The following is a 23,297-nucleotide window of genomic DNA, read 5'->3' as shown; positions in this document are numbered from 1 at the left end:
CGCGCCGTGGAGGGGAGACCAGGTTTGTTCGGACCCAAGAAGGTGACCAAGCACGGCCTCGCGGCCGCGATGGCCGCCGGCATCGCGGCCCGCCGCGACCTGACGCACCTGTACCTGATGTACGAGGCGGGCGGCACGGTGACCGTGAAGTGGGAGGCACCGCGCGGCGACCGGCGGCAGCGCTTCCGGATCACCCCCGACGGCCCGGACGGCGACGCGTGCCCGCACTGCGCGGTACTGATCGCCGTCGAACGGCTCGGCGTCGCGCTGCCGCTCGACGACGAGCGGATCGACCGGGTCACCCGGGAGTACGAGTCGACCGTGCAGCGCGGGATGCTGCCCTGCCCGGCGTTCGGGCGCTCGCCGTCGGTCGACACGCCGTTCGGGCCGATGGCGCTGATGCTCGGCGGCCCGGCGTGGATGGCCGAGTGTCATGTCGGGTACGGCGACCCCCATACGATGGCGGACTGCGCCGACCACCGCGCCGCCCGGTGACGGGCGAGGGGCAACGCCGATGAACTGGGCGACGGGTGATGCCTACTTTCGCCGGATGGCGGTCAGGACGCTGCTGAGCGACGCCGAGCGGCTGCACCAGTCGTACGAGCTCCACGGCAATGTCGTTGAGCTGAACGCGGCGGTCAGCGCCTTCGAGGAGGCGATCGTGATCGCGGACGAGCCGGACACCCGCAGTGCGGCGTTGAACGGTCTGGGCACCGCGCTGTGGTCGAAAGCCGAACGGTCCGGGCGGCTGGTCGAGCTGGAGCAGGCGATCGAGGCTTTCCGGGAGGCCGCGACGACGGCGCAGACCAGTACGAATGTGGAATTCGTCGAGGGTGCGGGTCCCGCGTTCCAGGCCAACCTCGCGGGAGCGTTGCGGTTCCGCTGGCGGTTGACGCGGTCGGAGCAGGACCTGGCGGAGTCGATCGCGGCGGCCCGGGCGGCGTTGGCGGAAACCTCACCGACCGACCAGCGGCGCTCGAACCGGTTGTCGAACCTGGCCGAGGGGTTGTTGTCGCGGTACCTGCAACTCGGCGACTCGTCGGCGCTGGCCGAGGCCGTCAAGGTCTCCGAGCAAGCGCTGGTCGCCGCGCGGCGCCGCAGCGAACAACGCGCCTTCGCCGGTTCCAACCTTGCCGAGGCGTTGCGGCTGCAGTACTTGTCGAGCCGCACGCGCGATCTCGCGGTGCTGGACCGGGCGATCGAGCTCGCCCGCGCGACGTTGGCGGCGACTCCACCGGACCGTCGCCTCCACCCTCGCTTCCAGTCGAATCTCGCGGTGCTGTTGGTGACTCGGTACCACGCCACCCGCAGCCCCGCCGACCTCGCCGAGGCGACCACGCGCGCCGAGTCCGCCGTCGCGGCCACACCGCCAGGCCACCCGAACCGGGTCGAGCGCCTGTCGGTCCTGACGGGGATCAGACAAGCCCAGGTCATTCAGGAGTCCGGTCTCTTGAAAGCCGACCTCCGCCATACGGCGGGGGCCTTGGCGAACCGGCCGGATCAGCCGTCACCTTCGGCTGCCAGGCGGCTCGCGCGCCGGCTCGGCTTGTCCCGGCGGGATCGCCGGCTCCAGCAGCTCGTTGCGGCGACAGCCGAGGCGGTCGCGGCGGTTCCGGATGGCTACCGACGCTCCGAAGCGCTGCTCGCCCACGGCGCCGCCCTTGCCTTCAAGCACGAGGCCGACGACGACCGCAGGGCCGGCGTGCAAGCACTCACCGTGCTCCAGCAGCTCGCGACCGACCCGGCCGCCGCCGTCCACAGCCGAATCCAGGCCGCCACCCTGGCCGCCTTCAGCATTCTTGCCCAAAGCAACAACTCCGACGTCGCCGGAGCAGCGGAATCCCTCCGGCGGGCCGTCGAGCTGCTCCCCCAGACCGCCCCACGCCGACTCCCGTACGCCGACCGCGAGCACCAACTCGCCGGCTTCTCCGGCCTGGCCGGCCATGCCGCCGCCTGCGAGATCGCGCTCGGCCGGCCGCACCGCGCAGTCGAACTGCTCGAGACGGGACGTGGCGTACTGCTCGGCCAGGCGCTCGACGCCCGGACGGAAGTGACGGAGCTGCACGAGAGGCATCCGGACCTCGCCGCCCGCTTCGAGGAACTGCGGTCGGCGCTCGACCGGCCCGAGGCTGCGGGCTTCTCGGCGGCCGAGACCGAGGCCGCCTCCGGCGCCCCGCAGTCCGAACGTCCGCTGCCCGGCGAGGTCCGGCCTCCGTTGGCCGGCGAGGACCGGCACGCACTGGCCGACGAATGGGACGAACTGCTCGTCTCGATCCACCGCTTGCCCGGCTTCGCGGAGTTCCTGCGTCCGCCGCAGATCGACGAGTTGCTGACCGTCGCAGCCGGTGAGGGTCCGGTGGTATTGGTGAACACCAGCATGCTGCGGTGCGACGCGCTCGTCCTCACCGACGGCGAGGTGAGACTGGTCGAGCTGCCGCAACTGCGCTTCGCGGACCTGACCGATCGGGCCGAGCAGTTCCGCTCGGCCGTACTGCGCGCGCGGAGCACCGGGCTGTCCGACGACGTCCAGCAAGCTGCGAACGAGACGATCCAGGAGACACTGGCGTGGTTGTGGGACGTCGTCACCCAGCCGGTGCTCGAGTCCCTCGACCTACTCGGTCCGTCCACGGATGCTGTGCTCGACGGAACGTCGGCGCCAGGGCCGCTGCCGCGGCTGTGGTGGATTCCCACCGGCCCGTTGACCACGCTGCCACTGCACGCGGCCGGCCTCGACGGTCAACCTGGTGTGCTCGACCTGGTGCGCTCGTCCTACGCCGCAACCGTTCGCAGCCTCATCGACGCCCGGCGGACACAGCGGATCGACACCCCGCCGGCGCCACTGATCGTGAGCGTCGCCGCAGCACCCGGTACGCCGGTCCTGCCGCACGTCCGCGAGGAGGCGACCGCGCTGAGCCGCAGATTCCCGGCCGGGCAACTGCTGGCCGACGACGAAGCCACGCGCCAACGAGTCCTGGAAGCGCTGCCCCAGCACCGATGGGTCCACTTCGCCTGCCACGCCGTCAGTGCGGCCGACGGCGCCGGCACGGGTCAGCTCCTGCTGCACGACCACCAAGTCGATCCCCTCACCGTGGTGGACATCGCCCGCCTCCGCCTCGTCGACGCCGAGATCGCCTACCTGTCCGCCTGCGACACCAGCGTCTCCCGCGGCGACCTCGCCGACGAGGCGCTGCACGTCACCGGGGCGTTCCAGATGGCCGGCTTCCGGCACGTGATCGGCACTCTCTGGGCGGTCGGCGACCAGACCGCGCGCATGGTTGCCGACGGCTACTATTCGGCCGTCCTCGCAGATCCGGGCAACGGCCCGGCGACCGCCCTGCACACCGCCGTACGAGCCGTTCGCGCGGCGCACCCGGCGACACCCGCGGTGTGGGCGCCGTTCGTGCACGCGGGCGCCTGATCCGGCCGCCAGGCAAGATGGACCTCGTGACTCACCCCGACGAGACCGGGCCCGGCGATCCGCGCGGAGCCACCGAACTGCTGCTCGGTGCGCTGGCGGGGTCGACGTTGCTGCCGTTCGTGCAGGCGATCGCCTCCAAGGCCGGCGAGGACGTCTACAGCAAGATCCGGGACAAGCTGTCGAGGCGGCATCGCAAGCAAACGAAGTCGCAGTTGCGTACGGCGGGAGCGGTCACCATCGCCGACCCCGACGCCCAGGTCGTCCTGCAACTGCCCGCGACGATGACCGCCGCGATGGCGGCCCGGCTGGGCGATGTCCGCGTCCCACCAGTTCGCGAGGGATGGCTGCTGGTTCGCTGGGACCACGGCCGAGCGGAATGGGTCGCAGGTCCCTGCGACCCGCCGGCGGACAACACCGTCGTACAGGTTGCTCCGGGCGACTAGACCTGTTTGGTGACCACCCAGCGCGTCTTTCCGATCGCGCGGTCGCGGGTGAAGCCGGCGGCCTCGAACATGGTCAGGGTTCCGTTGTGGATGAAGCCGGGCGACGTTCGGCGGCCCTGCTTGTCGTCGGGATAGCTCTCGACGAGACCGCCGCCGCGTTCCGCGATCTGGGTCAGAGCGCCGCGCAGCGCCATCGTCGCGACACCCTTGCCGCGAAACGCGCGATCGACGAAGAAGCAGGTGATGCGCCAGTCGGGCAGCGTGCCGAGCGTCGCCTCGTACGACTTGCGGTTCTTGATCCGCGGCAGTTCGCCGGTCGGCCCGAACTGGCAGAACGCGATACAGGTCCGGCCGTCGAAGACCAGCGCCGCGTGGGCGTCACCGGACTGGACACGGCTCAGTTTGGTGTCCCGGTTCAGCGCGGCGTCGTTGCTGCAGCCCTCGCTGTGGAAGCCCATGCACCAGCAGCCGCCGAAGATGCCGTTGTGCCGGGCGATCAACTCGGCGTACGGCGTCCAGGTCGCCTCCGACAGGGTGTCGACCCGCAGCTCCACCACACCACCTCCCAATGATCCAGTTATCTGGATCATTGGGACGATAGACCGGCCCGGGATCCCCCGGCAAGGGGATCACCCGGGCCGGGTGGGTCAGTCCTTGATCTCGCAGATCGCCGCCCCGGCGGCGACCGTGGCACCGACCTCGGCGGTCAGACCCGTGACAGTTCCCGCCTTGTGCGCGTTCAGCGGCTGCTCCATCTTCATCGCCTCCAGTACGACGACCAGGTCGCCTTCCGCGACCGTCGCGCCCTCCTCGACGGCGATCTTCACGATAGTGCCCTGCATCGGCGAGGTCAGCGAGTCCCCGGACGCGGCCGACTTGCCGCCGCCACCGGCCCGCTTGGCCGGCTTCTTCTTCGCGCCGGCACCACCGGCAGCGGCCGCGGAAGCACCCAGTCCGGCCGGCAGCACGACCTCGAGCCGCTTGCCGCCGACCTCGACGGTGACCTTCTCCCGCTCACCATTCTCGGCGGTCTCGGCGGCCCCGTCGTACGGCGGGATCCGGTTGTCGAACTCGGTCTCGATCCAGCGGGTGTGCACCGTGAAGCCGTCGTCGCCGACGAACGCCGGGTCGCTGACCACCGTCGCGTGGAACGGGATCACCGTCGGCATGCCCTCGACCACGAACTCCTTCAGCGCGCGCCGCGACCGCTCCAGCGCCTGGGTCCGGTCCCGGCCGGAGACGATCAGCTTGGCGACCAGCGAGTCGAACGACCCCGGCACGGTCTCGCCCTGGTCGTAACCACCGTCGAGCCGCACGCCCGGTCCGGACGGCGCGTGCCAGCGGGTCAGCGTGCCCGGTGCGGGCAGGAACCCGCGGCCGGCGTCCTCGGCGTTGATCCGGAACTCGATCGAGTGCCCGGACACCTCCGGATCGTCGTACCCGAGTTCTTCGCCGTCGGCGATCCGGAACATCTCGCGGACCAGGTCGAGCCCGGTCACCTCTTCGGAGACCGGGTGCTCGACCTGCAGCCGGGTGTTCACCTCGAGGAACGAGATCAGGCCGTCCTGGCCGACCAGGAACTCGCACGTCCCCGCGCCGACGTAGCCGGCCTCGCGCAGGATCGCCTTGGACGACGTGTAGAGCGTGTCCAGCTGCTCCTGCGACAGGAACGGCGCGGGCGCCTCCTCGACCAGCTTCTGGTACCGGCGCTGCAGCGAGCAGTCCCGCGTCGAGACCACGACAACGTTGCCATGGGCATCGGCCAGGCACTGGGTCTCGACGTGCCGCGGCTTGTCCAGGTAGCGCTCGACGAAGCACTCGCCGCGGCCGAAGGCGCTGATCGCCTCGCGGGTCGCGGACTCGAACAGCTCCGGGATCTCCTCCATGGTCCGGGCCACCTTCATGCCCCGGCCGCCACCGCCGTACGCCGCCTTGATCGCGATCGGCAGGCCGTACTCCTGCGCGAAGGCCACCACCTCGTCGGCTCCCGCGACCGGGTCGGGCGTACCGGGGACCTGCGGGGCGCCGACCTTCTCGGCGATGTGCCGGGCCTTGACCTTGTCGCCGAGCGAGTCGATCGCCGACGGCGGCGGGCCGATCCAGATCAGCCCGGCATCCATCACCGCCTGCGCGAACTCGGCGTTCTCGGCCAGGAAGCCGTAACCGGGGTGCACCGCGTCGGCGCCGGAGCGGGCCGCGACGTCCAGGATCTTGGCGATGTTCAGGTAGGAGTCGGCCGGCGTCGCGCCGTCCAGCGAGTACGCCTCGTCCGCGAGCCGGACGAACAGCGCGTCGCGGTCCGGCTCGGCGTACACGGCGACGCTGCCCAGTCCGGCATCGGCGGCGGCGCGCACGACCCGGACAGCGATCTCGCCGCGGTTGGCGACGAGGACCTTGGTGATCTTGCGGCTGTTCGGCACAGCTCAGCTCCCTTCGGCGTCGCCTGAGTGTAGGACGAAGTTACTGGCCGGGAGGCGAGTTGTGCTTCACACCACGGCCGACGGCCGCTCGAAGAAGGACTCCAGCACCACAACCGTCTGAGTGCTGGTCACGCCGTCCACCTGGTGGAGCATCCGCAGGGTCTGCTGAAGCTCCTCGGTGCTGCCCGTCCGCACCTTCACCAGCACCGACGCGGGCCCTGCGATGACATGGGCCTCCTCGACCGCCTCGATCGCCTCCAGCGCGGTCTTCCGGTCGCCCATCCACGCGTCGGCGTCCAGCAGCACGTACGCCAGCACGCCCCGCCCGAGCGCCGCCGGATCCACCTCGACGGTCGTCCGCCGGATCACTCCGGACGCGCGTAGCTTGCGCACCCGCTCGTGTGCCGCGCCCGCCGACAACCCGACCGCCTCCCCCAGGACGGCGTACGACCTGGTGGCGTCCTCCTGCAACAGCGCGAGCAGCCTGCGATCGACGTCATCTACAGTCATTGACACTCCTGGCCGAATCTGATCTTGTCGATCGCAACCCTAACAGGAGATGATTCAGTGAAAGCCGAACTTGTGTGTCTGGATGACCGCTTCGCCTCGATCGGCGGCGACGAGTACCTCGAGTGCCTGTACGACGGCGGCCGCTGGCTGGAGGGACCGGTGTACGTCCCGGCGTGGCGATCGCTGGTGTTCAGCGACATCCCCAACGACCGGTTGCTGCGCTGGGACGAGCAGTCCGGCCAGGTTTCGCCGTTCCGGCAGCCTTCGGGCTACGTCAACGGCAACACCCTCGACACCCAGGGGCGGCTGATCAGCTGCTCCCAGGGTGAGCGCCAAGTCGTCCGGACCGAGTTCGACGGCTCGCTCACCGTCCTGGCCTCCCATTTCGACGGCAAGCGGCTGAACAGCCCGAACGACGTGGTGGTGAAGCGGGACGGCTCGATCTGGTTCACCGACCCGCCGTACGGCATCACCTCGAACTACGAGGGCCACCGGGCCGAGCAGGAGCAGACCGGCTGCCATGTGTACCGGATCTCTCCGACGGGCGAACTGACCGTGGTCGCCGACGACTTCGTCCGGCCGAACGGGCTGGCGTTCTCGCTCGACGAGTCCAGGCTGTACGTCGTGGACACGCCGGGCAAGCACATCCGCCGGTTCGACGTGAAGGAGGACGGCCTGACCGGCGGCGAGGTGTTCGCGCCGTGCACAGCCGGCATGTTCGACGGGATCCGGCTGGACGCCGAGGGCAGGATCTGGGCCGCCACCCACGAGGGCGTGCACATGTTCGACCCGGACGGAACGCTGATCGGCAAGCTGCTGCTGCCCGACGTGGTGTCGAACCTGTGCTTCGGCGGCCCGAAGCGGAACCGGCTGTTCGTCACGGCGACGACGTCGGTCTGGTCGTGGCTGCTCACGACGGACGGAGCGCCGCCGCCGTACGATCACCGGTGACCACGCAGTCACCCGATCGTGAGGAGTGCGGATGTCCCTGCTCGAGCCGCTGGCCGGAACCGTTCCCGCTGTCTGGGAGAAGCTGGACGATCGGTGGAACGGACCGCTGGGCGACAAGCACCTCGAGCGGCTGTGGACCGGGGGCCGCTGGCTGGAGGGCCCGGTCTACTCCCCCGGCGGCCGGTACGTGCTGTTCAGCGACATCCCCAACAACCGGATCCTGCGCTGGGACGAGACGTCGTACCAGGTCTCGGCGTACCGGGAGCCGGCCGGTTACACCAACGGCCACACCCGCGACACCGAGGGCCGGCTGGTCAGCTGCGAGCACGGCAACCGCCGGGTCACCCGGACCGAGCACGACGGGTCGGTCCGGGTCCTTGCCGACGGCTACGAAGGTCACCGGCTGAACAGCCCGAACGACGTGGTGGTGCGGCCGGACGGCTCGGTCTGGTTCACCGACCCGGCGTACGGGATCGACAGCGACTACGAGGGCCACCGCGGCGAGATCGAGACCGAGGGCTGCCACGTGTACCGGATCGCCCCGGACGGCGCGATCAGCAGGGTCGCCGACGACTTCAACCGCCCGAACGGGCTGGTTTTCTCCCTCGACGGCTCGCAGCTGTACGTGACCGACACCGAGGAAGCTCACATCCGCCGCTTCGACGTCACGAACGACGGCACGGCGCTGTCCGGCGGCGAGGTCTTCGCCGAGTGCGGCAGCGGCGCCTTCGACGGCATCCGGCTGGACTCGGCCGGCCGGATCTGGGGCGCGGCCGGCGACGGCGTGCACGTCTACGACCCCGACGGCACCCTGCTCGGCAAGCTGCTGGTCCCCGAGGTCGTCTCCAACCTGTGCTTCGGCGGCGCCAAGCGCAACCGGCTGTTCCTGACCGCCACGACGTCCCTGTACTCCCTCTACCTCAACACCAAGGGCGGCCCCGAGGCGTACGACGCGCGCTGACGGCCGCCGCCGCCCCTGTGCCGCGGGGCCGGCGCCCGCGGCGCGGCGGATTACCAGGTGATTCTCAGGGTTTGGCGGTAGGTTCCGTGCAGCGTTGGCTCGATCGAGGTGAGGAGTGCGATGTCCAAGAAGACCCACCAGCAGCAGCTCGCGGCGCGGAAGGCGCAGCGGCAGGCGGAGCGGGCGGCCGAGCGGGCCAGGCAGCGGCGGATGGTGGGCATCACCATCGCGGCGATCGTGTCCGTGGTGGTGGTGATCGTCGGCGCCGTGCTGATCGCGGCGAACACCGGTGGCCAGGACACTCCGACCGCAGGTGACACCCCCTCGACGGAGCCGACCTCGGCGCCCTCGGAGGCCGGGCCGGACAACAAGCCGAAGTCGATCCCGACCGCGCTCGCGGCACCGCTGAAGCGGCCGTCCGCGCTGCCGGCCGAGGTGGACTGCACCTACACCAAGGGCGAGGCGGCCGCCAAGAAGGTGAACCCGCCGGCCAACGGCAAGGTCAAGACCGGCGGGACGACGCAGGTCACGCTGAAGACCAGCGTCGGCGACCTCGGGCTGACCCTGGACAGCGCGCTCGCGCCCTGCACGGTGAAGAGCTTCGTCAGCCTGGTCGACCAGAAGTACTTCGACAACACGATCTGCCACCGGCTCACCGTCGGCGAGCGCCTGCAGGTGCTGCAGTGCGGCGACCCGAGCGCCAGCGGCAGCGGCGGCCCGGGCTACAGCTTCAAGGACGAGGTCTTCCCCGAGCTGAAGTACGGCCGCGGCACACTCGCGATGGCCAACTCCGGCCCGAACACCAACGGCAGCCAGTTCTTCATCGTGTACGGCGACGGCTCCGGCCTCGACCCGGCCTACACCGCCTTCGGCACCGTCGACGCGGCCGGCCTCAAGGCCATCGACAAGGTCGCCAACGCCGGTGTGATCCCGAGCGAGACCGGCCAGGGCGGCCCCGGCGACGGCAAGCCCGCCACCGAGGTCCGGATCACCGCCGCCACGACGGCCTCGAAGAACTAGCCGCCGATGAGCGACCCCGTCCCGTCGGCCGTGGACGGGGTCGCGCCCCGGGAGTTCAGCTTCACGGCGTACGGCGAGCTGCGGCTGCACGACTGGGCCGCGCGGGCGTACGCCGCGGGTGCCGATCGCGACCTGTTCATCATGGTGGCCAACCAGGCCGCAGCCCTGGGGCTGTCGGCGTTCGACGGGCGGACCCAGGGCTTGCAGTGGCATCCGATCGAAGCCGGTGACCGGTTCAGGTCTCCCGAACGGTCCTCCCGACCGGTTTTCGACTGCGTGTTCCAGTCCGATGCCGAGCTGCCGCTGCAGTCGGCCGGCCTGGTCCTTCAGCAGGCCGTCGACCGCATCGGAACGCTGGAGCTCGAGCGGCTCGACGTACTGGTCGCGACCAACTCCCCCGACCCGCGCAGGTTCGTCGACGGGCGGGAGTGGTTCGAGTTCGACGACCTCAGCGCGATGGTGCCCGGGCGGATCAGCGTGTCCGGCGCGACCGGCGGGCTGGTCGAGAAGGTCGCGCCCTGGCTCGGCGCGACGGTCGAGTTCGACCGAGCCGTCGACAACGGCTGGGAGGTCCGGCTGCGATCGGCCTCGCTCGACTTCCTGGCCTGGGTTTCCGGGGTCCTGGCCTGGGCCCGCGCGGACGACAAGGCGCTCGTCCGGTTCGGCTTCGGCCAGGACCCCGGCCGTCAGGCCAGTTCGTCGTAGCGGCTGCGGGGCCAGGCGAGCAAGGAGTCGATCTGCACCATGCCGGCCTGTTCGAGCAGCTGGACCGGGCCTTCGGCGAAGTGGAACAGGCCGGTGGCCGGGTCACGGACCTCCGACCAGGCCCGGGCCGAGTAGGCCTTCATCACCTTGGTGTAGCGCGGGTCGTGCGACACCGAGTCGAGGATCAGCAGGTTCTTGAACCAGATCGCGTTGAAGCGCGTCGGCTGCTTCCACAGCCGGTCCTCGCTGCCGTAGAAGGCCAGTGACGCGTTCGCGAGCGCCTTGGCCTCGGTCAGGTAGCGCTGCTGACCCGTTGCCTTGTACAACAACGTTCCGGCGCCCAGCATCACGCCCTGGTTGTAGCTCCACTGCGTCTTCTCGATGTTTCCGGCCAGGTCGATGTGGTCCCAGTACAGGCCGTTCGGCGCCAGCATGCAGTCGCGCGTCCACTCGTACATCCGCTGCGCCCAGGTCAGGTACGACCGGTCCTTGGTGAGCAGGTACAGATGCGCGCCGAGCTCCGCGCCCGGGCCGTTCGAGACCGTGTTGCGGTCCTGGCTCCACGGCGCCTGGGTCCAGTAGACCCCGCCCGCGCACGGGTGCGACGGGTCGGTGTCCCAGCCGTGCACGACCAGCGCGAAGATCTCCTTCGCCCGGGCCAGCGACGAGCGGTCACCAGTCCGCTGGTAGTGCTGGATCAGGTGCAGCCCGATCCACTCGTTGTCGTCGTAGAACTTGTCGCCACCCTGGCCGAGCGGCGGCCGCAGGTAGGAGTCGTAGCCCTTCGGCGTCGTGGTCGCGTTCCAGTACGGCTCGTACCCGTCCAGCCGGCGCTCCGCCTCGGCGGCCGCCTTCCGGCCCGCGCCGGGAATGCCCGCGAGGTTCTCCGCCGCGACGGCGGCCTGCGAGTACGGCCAGATGTAGGAGTACGGGTTCTGCTGCTCGTTCGGGTACTCCTCCAGCAGCAGGCCGGGTCCGGCCCCGAAGTACTTGTTCAGCGCGTCGTACGACGCGTTGGCGCGGGCCGCCGCTCCGCCGGGCTGGGCCGGCTCGTCGGCCGGCGCCGCGTCGGCACCGGGCACGTGCAGGGTGCCGAGCATCGCCACGGCGAGCAGCCCACCCGCGACCCTGGTTGATATACCAATTCTTCTGCGCATCGAGTTGCTCCTCCTGAGGCGGCAGCGGTTGACATCGATGTCACGTTGTAACCGGCGCAAGGAGGCAGCGTCAATGGCTCAGCGAAGGTCAATCAGTTGGTATATCAAGGGTGTCGACGCCGGCGAAGGTGAACCAGGCCGACTTCAGATGCAGGTTGGCCCGCACCTGATCGCCGGTGAAAGCACGAGTGCCGGCGGCCCCGGTCGCGACGACGCGCGTGACCCGCCCGCCGCCCGGGCCGATCCCGGTCCGCCGGCTGATCGAGACGCGCTTCAGCTTGCCGACGCCGAGCGCCTTCTGCAGCTGCGAGCTGGTTCGCGTCGTCGTCCAGCTGACGTTCGGGTTCTTGTTGCCCGGGTAGGCGTCCCAGCTGTCGAGCTTGGCCACCTGGTAGGCCACCGTGCCCGCGGTCGTCGCACCGCCGTTCGAGGACGAGAACTCCGCGATGATCGGGGTGTTCCGGTAGAGCCGGATCTGCCCGGTGGTCGCCGCGATCGCCGCGTTGGTCGACGCCTTCTCCGACGAGTAGCCGCCGTACACCTGGCAGGCGATCGTGTCGCACAGGTCGTAGGCGCGCTTGGTGGACCGCTTGCGGTGATACGCCGCATAGGTGCGCGCGGCAACGGCCTGGGCCTGCAGAGCAGCCGGTCGCCAGCTGGTGATCGCTTCCCGCGGGACCACCCCGCGCAGGTAGGTCTCCAGCGACAGCGCGTTGATCGTGTCCAGGTGGGCGCCGCCCACGTCGACCGCGCGCAGCACTCCCCGGTACTTGGCCTGCGAACCGCTGGGCATGATCAGCGCGATCACCGCCGGCCCCTCGAACTGGGCCATCCCGCTCAGCGTCCGCCACAGCGACCAGACCCGCTTCTTGCTGTCGAACGAGCGGACCTGCGTGCCGTGCTCGCCGCGCGGATCGATCGACCACTGGTTCCGATTGGATGCCACTGGCAACGAATAGACCTTGTTCGCCTTCAGGTCCCGCAGTTTGAGTCCCGTGGCCGCCACCACCCGGACACCGTCGGTCGTGTCGCCGGTAAGCCGGATCCGGATCGAGCCGGTCGCCTTGCCGACGGCCGTGCCCGGGTAGTAGAAGTCGAGGATCTGCCGCACGTTCTTGCCGGCCAGCGCCGCGCCCTGAGCGCCGTACTGGGACATTCCGCGGCCGTGGCCGAAGCCGCGGCCGGTAATCGTGTGGGTCGCGTCCCGCTCGGGCGGATCGATGTCGCGGGCAACCGCCAGCCCGCTCGGCAACGTCGCGGCCACCAGGGCGAGGACGAGGGCCTGCCTGCCGATGCCGCGCCTCACGAGACGTACACCTGCTGGGTCCGGCTGCTGACGGTCAGCGTCCCGCGCTGGAAGCGCTGCTGGAGGCCGCCGTTCACCTTGTAGGTGCCGGAGATCGGCAGCCCGAGCCGGGACGCCTCCGCGCCCAGTGCGCCGTACTTGCGGGAGATCAGTCCGTACACCGCGTGCATCCCGGTCGGCGGCGACCAGTAGAGCGCGCCGTTGCGGAACGGCTGGAGCCGGCTGCCGCTGACCCGCCCGTTGCGCTGCTCACCGGTCGGCATCCCGAGGAAGCCATCCGGGCCGATCGTCCGATACCGCGCCTTGAACCCGCCGCGCACCGACCAGGCGCCGGTCCGCGCCGACCAGTAGATGTCCAGGGCGCCGAAGTACGTCGCCCGGCCGGTCTTGGTCGGATGCTCGCCCCAGAAGGGCTGCCCGACCTTGCGGTACCCGCCGTGCTGCTGCGCGCGCCGGTAGATCTCGGTCGACACGCTCTTGCCCATCAGCGTGTTCACCCGTTGCTTCAGCCACCCGAGCCGGGAGTACAGGTTCTGCCCCGGGCACGCGGTCGCTTTGGTGTCGCGGTGCCCGGAGACCGTGCCCAGCTTGCTGCCGTCCAGGATCACCGTGGCCAGCGGGGAGCGGTAGTTCGCGTCCAGCTTCCAGGCGACGATCCGGGCCGTCATCTCCATCAGCTGGGCGCTCGGCGCGACCTTGTCGAAGTTGCCGATCAGCGAGACGCCGAAGGAGTTCGCGTTGAACGAGCCGGTGTGCGCGCCGAGCACCGGCAACTGCATCCCGCCGTACCGGCCCTCCCAGGCCCGGCCGAACTTGTCGACCAGGAAGTTGTAGCCTAGATCGCACCAGCCGCGGCTCTTCACGTGGTACGTGTACATCGCGCGGATCATCGCCGGGACCTGCGCGCGGGTGTAGTCGTTGCGGTCCGCGGTGTGGTGCACGAACGCGGCTTGCACGGTGCTGGTGTACTTCGGCTTCGCGCAGGCCGCGCCGTTGTGCGACCGCAGCCGCTCGTCGGCGCCCCAGCCGGGCCGGCCGACGATCCGGGGCATCGGGTACGGCGCCCGGCTCGACTCGGGCATGATCGCCGGGTCCTGCGGCGTGCTCGGCGGGTTCTCGTCGGTGGACCGGACGCCCGGCTGGATCAGGACCACCCGCGCGTCCGGCACCGTCGTCCCGTCGGTGCCGACCACCGAGGCCTCGACGCCGTCCGCCGTACCGACCCAGACCGGCTCGGTCCCGGACCGCGGCTTGCCCTCCGCGCCGTCCGGGCCGTGGTCGTCCTGGATCGTCAGCCGCTGCCACGCCGCCCAGGTGCCGTCGCGCTGGACCCGGATCTTCGCCACGACGCCGGCCGAGCTCGCCCGGTACGGCCAGGTCACACCGACCATGCCGAACGGCTGGGTCCGCGCCGACGCGCTCGCGACCTTCGTGCCCGAGGCCGGCCTGAGCGGCAGCTCCCGGTACGACGGTTCGACGGCGTACGGGGACGCCGGGACGGCCTCGGCCGGTGCCGGGTCGTTCCAGGGGATCTGTACCAGCGGGACGAACAGGGCCAGCCCGGTCACCGCGGTCAGGGTCAGTCGCAGGGTGGTACGCATGGGACAGCCTCCGCACATCCGCTCGCTGATGAGGCAGTTGTGACCCATTGTGCGCAACCAGTGACCGGATCCCGGGGATTGCCGTCACCCTGCGTGGCGCGGATCGGCTGTCGTCTCAACGGAATTGGACGCCTTCGGTACGCTCGACCTAAGTCCCGTCGAAAGAGGGCACGTCGAGGAAGGCACGTCATGGAACTGATCCTGCTGATCGCGGTGGTCGTGATCGCAGTACTGGCATACCGCTCCTACCGCCGGACCCAGTTGCAGACCAAGAAGCAGCACGAGCTGACGGCTGCCGAGGTCGAGGCGGTGAAGCGGACCGCCGACGAGGACATCACCAAGTTCGGCGAGGAACTGCAGGACCTCGACCTGGACATGGTGGGCAAGGACCTCGGCGACGGCGCGCGCCAGGACTACCAGCGCGCGCTGGACTCCTACGAGTCCGCCAAGCAGGCGGTCGCGCAGGTCACCGAGGCCGACCAGATCAAGCACGTCATCGAGATCCTCGAGGACGGCCGGTACGCGATGGCCTGCGTGCGCGCCCGGGTGAACGGCGAGCCGCTGCCGCAGCGCCGCCCGTCGTGCTTCTTCAACCCCCAGCACGGCCCGTCGGTCGAGGACGTCACCTGGGCTCCGCCCGGTGGCGCGCCGCGTGAGGTCCCGGCCTGCGCCGCGGACGCCGAGCGGGTCCGCGCCGGTGCCGACCCGGACATCCGCAAGGTGATGGTCGGCCCGCAGCGCGTGCCGTACTGGCAGGCGGGACCGGCCTACGCGCCGTACGCGCAGGGCATGTTCGGTGCGCTCGGTGGCGTGATGACCGGTATGTTCATCGGCACGATGCTCGGCGGCATGTTCGCCGGTGGCGGCTACGGCGACTACGCCGGGGGCTACGACGGCGGCGGTGAAGGCGGCGGCGAGGGTGGCGACGGCGGCGGCTTCGACTTCAGCGAGGACTCCGGCGGCGACATGGGCGGTGGCGGCGACTCCGGCGGCTGGGGCGACTTCGGCGGGGACTTCGGCGACTTCTGATCCCTCACAGCACACTCGGCGAACGGCCCCTGGGACTTCCCGGGGGCCGTTCGTCGTTGGTCACAGCGGCGTGCGCTGCCGCACGGTGGTTGCTGCCGGCATCTTCTCGGTCCGGCGCCCGGCGGCGAGCAGGATGCCGGCGGTGAGAGCGAGCCACAGGTAGGCGTTGCCGATCACCTGCTCGAGCATGTTCCAGTCGAGCTCGCGGTTGCCGCGGCGCGGGACCCACCAGATCGGCGCGAGCATCAGCAGGCCGAACCAGGTCACGGCGACGTGCGCCGGGAATCGCCGTCCGACCCGGGTGCCGGTGAGCAGTGCGACGCCGAGCGAGATCATCCAGACCCAGTGGTGGCTCCACGACACCGGCGAGCAGAGCAGGCTGATCATGCCGCACACGGCCGTGGCGCCGAGCCGCTCGCCGCGCGCCCACAAGGCGTGGGTGAGGCAGAGACCGGCGACGACGGTCAGCACGACGAGGACCTTCCAGGCGAGGCCGCCGCCGTCCAGGTCACCGGTGATGCGGATCAGGAAGCCGTTCCAGGACTGGTTGCCCGTGTAGGCCAGACCGCCGATGCGGGCGGTGTCGGACAGCAGCTTCGTCCAGTACTCCCAGGCCGCCGACGGGGCGACCAGGAATCCCGCCAGTACGGTTGCGGCGAAGGCGGCCGACGCATGCGCGAGGGCTCGCCATTGGCGCGTGACGACCAGCAGCCCGAGGAACACCAGCGGGGTCAGCTTGATCCCGGCCGCGATCCCGAGCCAGATCCCACGGCGCGGGCGGCGGACCTCCAGGACGTCGTACAGGATGAACGCGCAGAGGATCAGGTTGATCTGTCCGTACGACAGGGTCTCGCGGACCGGCTCGAGCAGCAGCGAGGTGGCGGTGACGGCGATCAGGCCGGCTGGGCCCCAGTGGCGAGCGGCTGGGAGCCTGCGTAGACACAGGCGCCAGATCACTGCCAGGGCAACCAACGAGACCGCGATCGACACGCCGTACGCGACCGGCCAGGGCATCACCGCGACCGGCACCATCACCATCGCGCCGAACAGCGGATAGGTGAACGGCATCGTGATGTCGCGCATCCGCGCGGCGTACAGCGACGACGGATCGTCGAGCACCATCGAACCACCCAGCCGGTAGACCTTCAGGTCCGCGCCGGTGTGGTCCCAGACCAACGGCAAAAGGATGCCGACGGCAACACAAACTGCCACGGTCAGCCACCAGCGGCGCCTGACCGGGTCCCCCAGGATCCCCGTACTCACCCGACGAGACTGGCAGCAGCCGAGGGTCAGAGTGGCCTAGACCGACTGGCAGGTTGATGTCACGGCGTGTCGGGAACCTTTGGCGGAGTAGGCGATCAAGCAGGCGACAGCCGAAGCCGCCGCTATCAGATAGGCGTTTCCGGCCAGCTGCTCGGGAAAACTCCAGTGCAGTTCACGGTTCTCGTGGTTCGGCGGCCACCAGATCGGCGCGACGGTGAAGATCGCGAACCAGAAGATGCCGACGGCAACCTTCTGGCGATCGGTCAGGCGGCGCAGCAGGGCGACGCCGAGGGGGATGCACCAGACCCAGTGGTGGCTCCAGGAGACCGGCGAGCAGAACAGGCCGATCAGGGCGCAGGTGGAGACGGCAGCGAGTCGCTCGCCGCGATCCCAGAGGATCCGGCAGAGCGCGAGGCCCGCCAGAGCGGTCAGCGCGACGAGCGCGAGCCAGAGGGTGCCGCCGCCGTCGAGGTCGCCGTGGAGACGGACCAGAAAACCGTTCCAGGACTGGTTGCTCGCGAAGGCCAGGCCGCCGACCCGCGTGGCGTCGGAGACCAGCGAGGTCCAGTACTGCGTCGCGGCGGTGGGCGCGACGGCGAATCCTCCGAGCACGGTGGCCGCGAACGCGGCGGTCGCGTAGGCCAGAGCTCTCCACTGCCGGGTGACGACGAGCAGGCCGAGGAACACCAGCGGGGTGAGCTTGATGCCGGCCGCGATTCCGATCCAGACTCCACGCCGGGAGTGCTTCACGTCGAGGACGTCGTACAGGATGAGGGCGCAGAGCATCAGGTTGATCTGGCCGAAACCGAGCGTCTCCCGCACCGGTTCGAGCAGCAGGGACGCGGCGACCACCAGGAGCATGAGTGCCGTCGGCAACTTCACGCTGATCCGCCAGATCGCCACCAGGGCAACGATCGTGATCGCGGTCCAGGCCACGGCCGCCACCGGCCACGGGACCAGGGCCAACGGGACCATCATCACCGCCGCAAACGGCGGATAGGTGAACGGCAACGGCGTACCGGCCAGGCGGACGTCGTACAGGGCGGAGGCCTGATCGAGCAGCGTGGTGCCGCCGAGGCGGTAGACCTTCAGGTCGACCATCGAGTGCCGCCACAGCATCGGCAGAACGATGCAGGCGGCAACAGTCACGATGCCGGCCCCGACCCACCGCCAGTTCGCTCGCACGTGGCGACGATACGCAATGACCAGGTCGATGAGAGCCTTCTCAGAATTCGTTCACGGGGGACTCATGCTGGCCCGGCAGGGTTCTGGGTATGGCGAAACACGACGCGTTGCAGCTGCTGACCGGCCCGACGGCGGGAGAGATTCTCGGCGCCGCGGTCGAGGCCGCGGGTGGGCAACTGGTCGACTGGCGGTCGACCGAAGTGGCTCATGGCAGCGGCGTTGCCACCGTCGCCTACCGGACGACGATCGCCTGGGGTGACGGGGTTGCCGACGAGGTGCTCGGTGCGACGGCCGGCGGGCCGTTGCCGGGCGGCGTGACGGTGGTCGGGGGGCCAGCTGAGGGCGAGGTTGGTGTCTGGCGGGCGGCGCACGACCCTTCACTGCCTGGGCTGCGGACCGCGCTCGATCCCGGGGCGGTCGCGGGGATTTTCTCGCGCTGTGGGCTCGGCGACGCGCCGGTGTCGGTGCAGTTGCGGGCGTACCGGCCGTTGCGGCGGGCGGTGGTCGAGGCCTCGGGGCCGCTGGGGCGGTTGTTCCTGAAGGTGGTGCCGGCGGACAAGGGTCAAGCGCTGCACGAGCGGCACCGGTTGCTGACGGGCGCCGGCGTACCGGCTCCGCGGAGTCTTGGGTGGACCGACGACGGACTCGTCGTGCTGGAGGCTCTCGGCGGGCGGACGTTGCGCTCGGCGTTGCGGGCCGGGCGGGTGGGGACTGATCCTGCGGCGTTGGTCGCGCTGCTTGACCGACTGCCGGCTGAACTGCTGGAGGCGCCGCGGCGTACGTCATGGCTGGAGCGAACGGCGTACTACGCGCGCTCCGTCGGGAACGTCGTACCGGAACTCGCCGGCTGGTCCTCCGAGCTGGCCGCGTCGATTGTTGCCGAGAGCATCATTGGTCCGACCGTGCCGGTGCACGGGGACTTCTACGAGGCGCAGGTCCACGTCGACCGGTACGGCGAAATCGTCGGGCTGCTCGACGTCGACACCGCCGGCCCCGGCGACCGGTTGGACGATTTGGCCTGCCTGGTCGGGCACCTCAGCGTGCTCGCACAGGTCCTGCCGCCCAACGCCGACGCCATCGACAGGCTGGCCGAACGTTGCCTGTCCACCTTCGACCGGCACGCCGATCCCGCTCAGCTGCGGCTGCGGATCGCGTCGGTCGTCCTCTCACTCGCCACCGGCCCGCACCGCGTGCAGGACGCCGGCTGGCAGCAAGCCACCCGGGAGCGAGTCGCGCTGGCCGAGCGCTGGTACGACGCCGCCCACCGGGTTCACCGGAGCTCCGTGCTCCCCCTTCGAGAAAGGAACCACCATGTCAGCCAAGCGTAAGTGGGCCGTCGCCGGAACCATCGCCGCCGTCTCGGGCATCGGCCTCGGCACCGCGGCGTACGCCGCCCCCGCCGACCTCAACGACCCGGCCCCGGCGCAACCCACGGCCAGCACGTCCGGCCCGGCGACGTCGGTCCAGCCGACCACCGGAGCCGTTCAGTCGGCCGACACGCCCGGCGAGACCAACACCACCAACACCCCGGGCGACACGGCCTCGGCCAACACCCCCGGCGACACCACGTCAGCCAACACCCCTGGCGACACGGCGTCCGCCAACTCCCCGGCCAACACCAACACCGTCAACACCCCGAACGACACCAACTCGGCCAACACCGCCGACTCCCCCAGCTGATCCTCAGCTGTTCACGCGCCTGCGCCCGGCCCGGTCCCCTCTCCGGCCCGGGCGCAGGCGCATCTCCACCTCAGGATCAGGAGCGCAGGTGCAGCCGCCGCGCGGCCTCGGCGATCGAGCCGGTGATCGACGGGTAGACGGTGAACGCCTGCGCCACCTGGTCGACCGTCAGGCGACCGGCGACGGCCAGGGAGATCGGGTGGATGAGCTCGGAGGCTCGCGGTGCCACGACCACGCCGCCGACGACGATGCCGGTGTTGGGCAGGCAGAAGAGCTTCACGAAACCGTCGCGCACGCCCTGCATCTTGGCCCGCGCGTTGGCGGCCAGCGGCACCTTCGCGACCATCGCCGTACTGCCGCCGGCGTCCAGCGTCGCCTGGGTCAGGCCGACCGTGGCGATCTCCGGCGCGGTGAAGACGTTCGACGACACCGTCGACTGGTCCAGCGGCGTGACCGCGTCGCCGAGCGCGTGCGACATCGCGATCCGGCCCTGCATCGCGGCGACCGAGGCGAGCATCAGTACGCCGGTGCAGTCGCCGGCCGCGTACACCCCGCGGGCCGTCGTCCGCGAGACCCGGTCGACCGTGACGAAGCCTCCGTCACCCAGCGACACGCCCGACTCGACAAGTCCCATGTTGTCGGTGTTCGGCAGCGATCCGACCGCCAGCAGCGCATGCGAACCCTGCACCGTCCGCCCGTCGGTGAGCGTCACCACGACACCGTCGCCCTGCCGCTTCACCGACTCCGCGCGGGACTGCCCGAGCACGGTCAGCCCGCGACGCTGGAAAACGTCTTCCAGTACGGCGGCCGCGTCGGCGTCCTCACCCGGCAGCACCCGGTCCCGCGACGACACCAGCACCACTTCGCTGCCGAGCGCGTTGTACGCGCTGGCGAACTCCGCGCCGGTCACCCCGGACCCGACCACGATCAGTTTCTCGGGCAGTTCCTGCAGCTCGTAGACCTGTTCCCAGGTCAGGATCCGCTCGCCGTCGGGCTCCGAGCCCTTGAGGACGCGAGGCCTGGCCCCGGTGGCGATCAGTACGACGTCCGCGTCCAGGCGCTCGTCGCCGACCACCACGGTCTCCGGCCCGTCGAGCCGGCCGCGCCCGTGTACGAGCCGGATCTTCTCGTCGGCCAGCCGGCGCGCGATCCCGTCGGACTGGGCGGCCGCCAGCGCCTTGACCCGCTGGTTCACCACCGAGAACTCGACGCTGACCGAGTTGGCCGGGTCGTCGTCGCCGTCGTCGACCCGCAGGCCCAGCTCGCCGGCCTCCTCCACCTCGGTCATCACCTCCGCGGTGGCGATCAACGTCTTGCTGGGGACGCAGTCGGTGAGCACGGCCGACCCGCCGATCCCGTCGGAATCGACAACCGTCACCTCCGCTCCCAGCTGGGCGGCCGCACTCGCCGCTTCGTACCCGCCAGGACCGCCACCGATGATCACAACTCGCGCCACGAGAGGCCATTGTTCCGTATCCTGTGATCTCGTGACCCTGTACGCCGCGTTTGCGTCGAATCTGGACCCGAATCTGATGGCCGAGCGATGCCCGTACTCGCCGCTGCGCGGGACCGGGTGGATCGTCGGCTGGCGCCTCACCTTCGGTGGTGAGGAGCTCGGCTGGGAGGGTTCGATGGCCACGGTCGTCGAGGACCCGGCCAACCCGACCAACCAGGTTTTTGTCGCGCTGTACGACGTGCACCCCAAGGACGTCGAGCGGCTGGACGAGTGGGAGTGGATCGACCAGGGCGTCTACCGCAAGATCCAGGTCCGGGTGCAGACCCTGGACGGCACCCAGCTCGCCTGGATGTACGTCCTGAACGCCTATGAGGGCGGTCTCCCCTCGGCCCGCTACCTCGGCATCCTCGCCGAGGCCGCCGAAGCCGCCGGCGCCCCCGACGACTACGTCGCCGACATCCGCTCCCGCCCCTGCCAGTCCTCGGGCCACTAGTCAGTTCTCAAGCGGTCTGCGTACCGGGCGGTATCGTGCGGGCGTGACCGTCGATGATGCCGCTCTGATTCGTACCGCTGCCGAGGCCTGGCTGGCTGAGGACCCCGATGAGGACACTCGGGCCGAGCTGCGGCGGTTGCTGGATGCCGGGCCGGCGTCGGAGGGCGAGCTGGCCGATCGGTTCCGGGGCAAGCTCGAGTTCGGGACGGCAGGGCTGCGCGGCGCGGTCGGTGCCGGGCCGAACCGGATGAACCGGGTCGTCGTGATCCGCGCCGCGGCCGGGCTCGCGGCGTACCTGAAGGCCAACGGGCTCACCGACGGCCCGGTGCTGATCGGGTACGACGCGCGGCACAAGTCCGACGTGTTCGCGCGGGACACCGCGGCGGTGATCCGGGGCGCGGGGCTCGACGCCGTGCTGCTGGACCGGCCGACGCCGACGCCGGTGGTCGCGTTCGGGATCCGGCACCTGAAGGCCGTCGCGGGCGTCGTGGTGACGGCGTCGCACAACCCGCCGCAGGACAACGGCTACAAGGTCTACCTCGGCGACGGCTCGCAGATCGTGCCCCCGGCCGACCATGAGATCGCCGCCGCGATCGACGCGGTCGGACCGCTGGACACGGTGCCGCGCGGCGACGACTGGCAGACCACGGGCGACGACCTGCTCGACGCCTACCTGGACCGGATCGCGACGCTGGTCCCGGCCGACGCGCCGCGCGACCTGAAGGTCGCCTACACCCCGCTGCACGGTGTCGGCCGCCTGCTCGTCGAGGACGCCGTACGCCGGGCCGGGTTCGACGTACCGGCGGTGGTGAGCTCGCAGGCCGATCCCGACCCGGACTTCCCGACCGTCGCGTTCCCCAACCCCGAGGAGCCCGGCGCGATCGACGCGGCGCTGGAACTGGCCCGCGCCGAGGGGTCCGACCTGGCGGTGGCCAACGATCCCGACGCGGACCGGTGCGCGGTCGCCGTACCGGATCCCGCGGCCGACGGTGGCTGGCGGATGCTGCGTGGCGACGAGCTCGGCGCGCTGCTCGGCGAGTTCCTGCTGTCGTCGCGGCCTGACGGAGTCGCGGCATGCTCGATCGTGTCGTCGTCGTTGCTGGGCAAGATCGCGGCGGCGTACGGAGTGCGGTACGTCGACACGCTGACCGGGTTCAAGTGGATCGGCCGGGTGCCGGAGCTGGTCTTCGGGTACGAGGAAGCGCTCGGGTACTGCGTGGATCCGGCGGCTGTGAAGGACAAGGACGGGGTGTCGACGCTGATCCGCGTGCTCGAGCTGGGCGCGCAGGCGAAGGCGGACGGCCGGACGCTGCTCGACCTGCTGGACGACCTGGCGAAGAAGTACGGGCTGCACGCGACCGACCAGCTGTCCGCTCGGGTCGAGGACCTGAGCCTGATCGCGGCCGCGATGGACCGCCTGCGGGCGACTCCGCCGACGACGCTCGGCGGCCACACCGTCGACCGGATCGACGACCTGAGCCAGGGCAGCGAGCACCTGCCGCCGACCGATGGCCTGCGCTACACACTGTCCGAGGGTGCCCGAGTCGTCGTCCGCCCGTCCGGCACCGAGCCGAAACTCAAGTGCTACCTGGAGGTCGTCATCCCGGTCGAGGGCGACGACGTGGCCGCTGCTCGGACCAAGGCGGCGGAGGAGTTGGCGGCGATCAAGCAGGACCTGGGCGTTGCCGCCGGCATCTGA

At 70.5% G+C, this 23,297-nt stretch carries 21 protein-coding genes; 12 read left to right on the top strand and 9 right to left on the bottom strand.

Features of this window, described 5'->3' with window-relative positions; all coding sequences use genetic code 11:
* Positions 1 to 24 precede the first annotated feature (24 nt).
* The 3 genes from ACQPXM_RS08090 to ACQPXM_RS08080 are packed head-to-tail and all read left to right on the top strand — an operon-like array spanning position 25 to position 3,861.
* Positions 25 to 495, top strand: coding sequence for a hypothetical protein (locus ACQPXM_RS08090; RefSeq protein ID WP_432946385.1), 471 nt, complete (start codon positions 25 to 27; stop codon positions 493 to 495).
* Between the two features lie 55 nt (positions 496 to 550).
* Positions 551 to 3,418 carry a CHAT domain-containing protein gene (locus ACQPXM_RS08085; protein WP_432946383.1) on the top strand — a complete coding sequence of 956 codons (2,868 nt, stop codon included), beginning with the start codon at positions 551 to 553 and terminating at the stop codon, positions 3,416 to 3,418.
* A gap of 26 nt (positions 3,419 to 3,444) precedes the next feature.
* Positions 3,445 to 3,861, top strand: a complete 417-nt coding sequence (locus ACQPXM_RS08080; RefSeq protein WP_432946381.1) for a hypothetical protein — start codon at positions 3,445 to 3,447, stop codon at positions 3,859 to 3,861.
* On the opposite strand, the gene ACQPXM_RS08075 is transcribed toward ACQPXM_RS08080, so the two are convergent.
* The 3 genes from ACQPXM_RS08075 to ACQPXM_RS08065 form a co-directional block, all read right to left on the bottom strand.
* The gene (locus ACQPXM_RS08075; protein WP_432946379.1) at positions 3,858 to 4,415 is read right to left on the bottom strand and encodes a GNAT family N-acetyltransferase; all 558 of its coding nucleotides are present in this window, start codon (positions 4,413 to 4,415) and stop codon (positions 3,858 to 3,860) included. The genes ACQPXM_RS08080 and ACQPXM_RS08075 overlap by 4 nt on opposite strands.
* Positions 4,416 to 4,508: 93 nt before the next feature.
* Positions 4,509 to 6,281 (bottom strand): biotin carboxylase N-terminal domain-containing protein, encoded by a 1,773-nt coding sequence (locus ACQPXM_RS08070; protein WP_432946377.1) that lies wholly within the window; start codon positions 6,279 to 6,281, stop codon positions 4,509 to 4,511.
* Between the two features lie 66 nt (positions 6,282 to 6,347).
* Positions 6,348 to 6,791, bottom strand: coding sequence for an Lrp/AsnC family transcriptional regulator (locus ACQPXM_RS08065; protein WP_432946375.1), 444 nt, complete (start codon positions 6,789 to 6,791; stop codon positions 6,348 to 6,350).
* A gap of 57 nt (positions 6,792 to 6,848) precedes the next feature.
* Here ACQPXM_RS08065 and ACQPXM_RS08060 point away from each other — a divergent pair, with 57 nt between their 5' ends.
* From ACQPXM_RS08060 to ACQPXM_RS08045, 4 genes are all read left to right on the top strand, one after another.
* Entirely contained in the window at positions 6,849 to 7,742 is an 894-nt protein-coding gene (locus ACQPXM_RS08060) for an SMP-30/gluconolactonase/LRE family protein (RefSeq protein WP_432946373.1), read from the top strand.
* Between the two features lie 31 nt (positions 7,743 to 7,773).
* Positions 7,774 to 8,703, top strand: a complete 930-nt coding sequence (locus ACQPXM_RS08055) for an SMP-30/gluconolactonase/LRE family protein (RefSeq protein ID WP_432946371.1) — start codon at positions 7,774 to 7,776, stop codon at positions 8,701 to 8,703.
* Positions 8,704 to 8,823: 120 nt separating this feature from the next.
* Positions 8,824 to 9,723, top strand: coding sequence for a peptidylprolyl isomerase (locus ACQPXM_RS08050; protein ID WP_432946369.1), 900 nt, complete (start codon positions 8,824 to 8,826; stop codon positions 9,721 to 9,723).
* 6 nt (positions 9,724 to 9,729) lie between these two features.
* Positions 9,730 to 10,428, top strand: coding sequence for a hypothetical protein (locus ACQPXM_RS08045; RefSeq protein ID WP_432946367.1), 699 nt, complete (start codon positions 9,730 to 9,732; stop codon positions 10,426 to 10,428).
* Here ACQPXM_RS08045 and ACQPXM_RS08040 read toward each other — a convergent pair.
* From ACQPXM_RS08040 to ACQPXM_RS08030, 3 genes are all read right to left on the bottom strand, one after another.
* Positions 10,410 to 11,585: a glycoside hydrolase family 76 protein gene (locus tag ACQPXM_RS08040; RefSeq protein ID WP_432946365.1), complete on the bottom strand. Its 1,176-nt coding sequence runs from the start codon at positions 11,583 to 11,585 to the stop codon at positions 10,410 to 10,412. The two genes, ACQPXM_RS08045 and ACQPXM_RS08040, sit on opposite strands and share 19 nt — an antisense overlap.
* An 88-nt stretch (positions 11,586 to 11,673) precedes the next feature.
* Positions 11,674 to 12,891 (bottom strand): SpoIID/LytB domain-containing protein, encoded by a 1,218-nt coding sequence (locus ACQPXM_RS08035; RefSeq protein ID WP_432946363.1) that lies wholly within the window; start codon positions 12,889 to 12,891, stop codon positions 11,674 to 11,676.
* Positions 12,888 to 14,492, bottom strand: a complete 1,605-nt coding sequence (locus tag ACQPXM_RS08030; RefSeq protein WP_432946361.1) for an N-acetylmuramoyl-L-alanine amidase — start codon at positions 14,490 to 14,492, stop codon at positions 12,888 to 12,890. The genes ACQPXM_RS08035 and ACQPXM_RS08030 overlap by 4 nt, the downstream gene beginning before the upstream one ends.
* A 189-nt stretch (positions 14,493 to 14,681) precedes the next feature.
* Between ACQPXM_RS08030 and ACQPXM_RS08025 the strand changes: the two genes are divergently transcribed.
* Entirely contained in the window at positions 14,682 to 15,521 is an 840-nt protein-coding gene (locus ACQPXM_RS08025; RefSeq protein ID WP_432946359.1) for a hypothetical protein, read from the top strand.
* A 60-nt stretch (positions 15,522 to 15,581) separates the two neighbouring features.
* Here ACQPXM_RS08025 and ACQPXM_RS08020 read toward each other — a convergent pair whose 3' ends face one another.
* Both ACQPXM_RS08020 and ACQPXM_RS08015 read right to left on the bottom strand, forming a co-directional pair.
* Entirely contained in the window at positions 15,582 to 16,784 is a 1,203-nt protein-coding gene (locus ACQPXM_RS08020) for a glycosyltransferase 87 family protein (RefSeq protein WP_432946357.1), read from the bottom strand.
* Positions 16,785 to 16,820: 36 nt separating this feature from the next.
* The gene (locus ACQPXM_RS08015) at positions 16,821 to 17,969 is read right to left on the bottom strand and encodes a glycosyltransferase 87 family protein (protein WP_432946355.1); all 1,149 of its coding nucleotides are present in this window, start codon (positions 17,967 to 17,969) and stop codon (positions 16,821 to 16,823) included.
* Between the two features lie 89 nt (positions 17,970 to 18,058).
* On the opposite strand from ACQPXM_RS08015, the gene ACQPXM_RS08010 reads away from it, so the two are divergent.
* Both ACQPXM_RS08010 and ACQPXM_RS08005 read left to right on the top strand, forming a co-directional pair.
* On the top strand, positions 18,059 to 19,297 hold the full coding sequence (locus ACQPXM_RS08010; RefSeq protein ID WP_432946353.1) for an aminoglycoside phosphotransferase family protein: 1,239 nt from the start codon (positions 18,059 to 18,061) through the stop codon (positions 19,295 to 19,297).
* On the top strand, positions 19,281 to 19,649 hold the full coding sequence (locus ACQPXM_RS08005; protein WP_432946351.1) for a hypothetical protein: 369 nt from the start codon (positions 19,281 to 19,283) through the stop codon (positions 19,647 to 19,649). The genes ACQPXM_RS08010 and ACQPXM_RS08005 overlap by 17 nt, the downstream gene beginning before the upstream one ends.
* 76 nt (positions 19,650 to 19,725) lie before the next feature.
* Here ACQPXM_RS08005 and ACQPXM_RS08000 read toward each other — a convergent pair whose 3' ends face one another.
* The gene (locus ACQPXM_RS08000) at positions 19,726 to 21,105 is read right to left on the bottom strand and encodes an NAD(P)H-quinone dehydrogenase (protein WP_432946349.1); all 1,380 of its coding nucleotides are present in this window, start codon (positions 21,103 to 21,105) and stop codon (positions 19,726 to 19,728) included.
* Positions 21,106 to 21,136: 31 nt separating this feature from the next.
* On the opposite strand from ACQPXM_RS08000, the gene ACQPXM_RS07995 reads away from it, so the two are divergent.
* Together ACQPXM_RS07995 and ACQPXM_RS07990 are read left to right on the top strand one after the other, a co-directional pair.
* Positions 21,137 to 21,598, top strand: coding sequence for a gamma-glutamylcyclotransferase (locus ACQPXM_RS07995; RefSeq protein ID WP_077012306.1), 462 nt, complete (start codon positions 21,137 to 21,139; stop codon positions 21,596 to 21,598).
* Positions 21,599 to 21,641: 43 nt separating this feature from the next.
* On the top strand, positions 21,642 to 23,297 hold the full coding sequence (locus tag ACQPXM_RS07990; RefSeq protein WP_432946347.1) for a phospho-sugar mutase: 1,656 nt from the start codon (positions 21,642 to 21,644) through the stop codon (positions 23,295 to 23,297).

The sequence above is a fragment of the Kribbella sp. CA-253562 genome (assembly GCF_050942265.1).
Taxonomy (GTDB): domain Bacteria; phylum Actinomycetota; class Actinomycetes; order Propionibacteriales; family Kribbellaceae; genus Kribbella.
Note: the sequence above shows the minus strand (reverse complement) of the source record. Positions and strands in the feature narration are given on the sequence as shown.

Coding starts and splice junctions, on each gene's coding strand:
- ACQPXM_RS08030 (WP_432946361.1), bottom strand. CDS start 14,492: ATGCGTACCACCCTGCGACTGACCCTGACCGCGGTGACCGGGCTGGCC.
- ACQPXM_RS08025 (WP_432946359.1), top strand. CDS start 14,682: ATGGAACTGATCCTGCTGATCGCGGTGGTCGTGATCGCAGTACTGGCA.
- ACQPXM_RS08055 (WP_432946371.1), top strand. CDS start 7,774: ATGTCCCTGCTCGAGCCGCTGGCCGGAACCGTTCCCGCTGTCTGGGAG.
- ACQPXM_RS08005 (WP_432946351.1), top strand. CDS start 19,281: ATGTCAGCCAAGCGTAAGTGGGCCGTCGCCGGAACCATCGCCGCCGTC.
- ACQPXM_RS08045 (WP_432946367.1), top strand. CDS start 9,730: ATGAGCGACCCCGTCCCGTCGGCCGTGGACGGGGTCGCGCCCCGGGAG.
- ACQPXM_RS08050 (WP_432946369.1), top strand. CDS start 8,824: ATGTCCAAGAAGACCCACCAGCAGCAGCTCGCGGCGCGGAAGGCGCAG.
- ACQPXM_RS08085 (WP_432946383.1), top strand. CDS start 551: ATGGCGGTCAGGACGCTGCTGAGCGACGCCGAGCGGCTGCACCAGTCG.
- ACQPXM_RS08010 (WP_432946353.1), top strand. CDS start 18,059: ATGGCGAAACACGACGCGTTGCAGCTGCTGACCGGCCCGACGGCGGGA.
- ACQPXM_RS08040 (WP_432946365.1), bottom strand. CDS start 11,585: ATGCGCAGAAGAATTGGTATATCAACCAGGGTCGCGGGTGGGCTGCTC.
- ACQPXM_RS08065 (WP_432946375.1), bottom strand. CDS start 6,791: ATGACTGTAGATGACGTCGATCGCAGGCTGCTCGCGCTGTTGCAGGAG.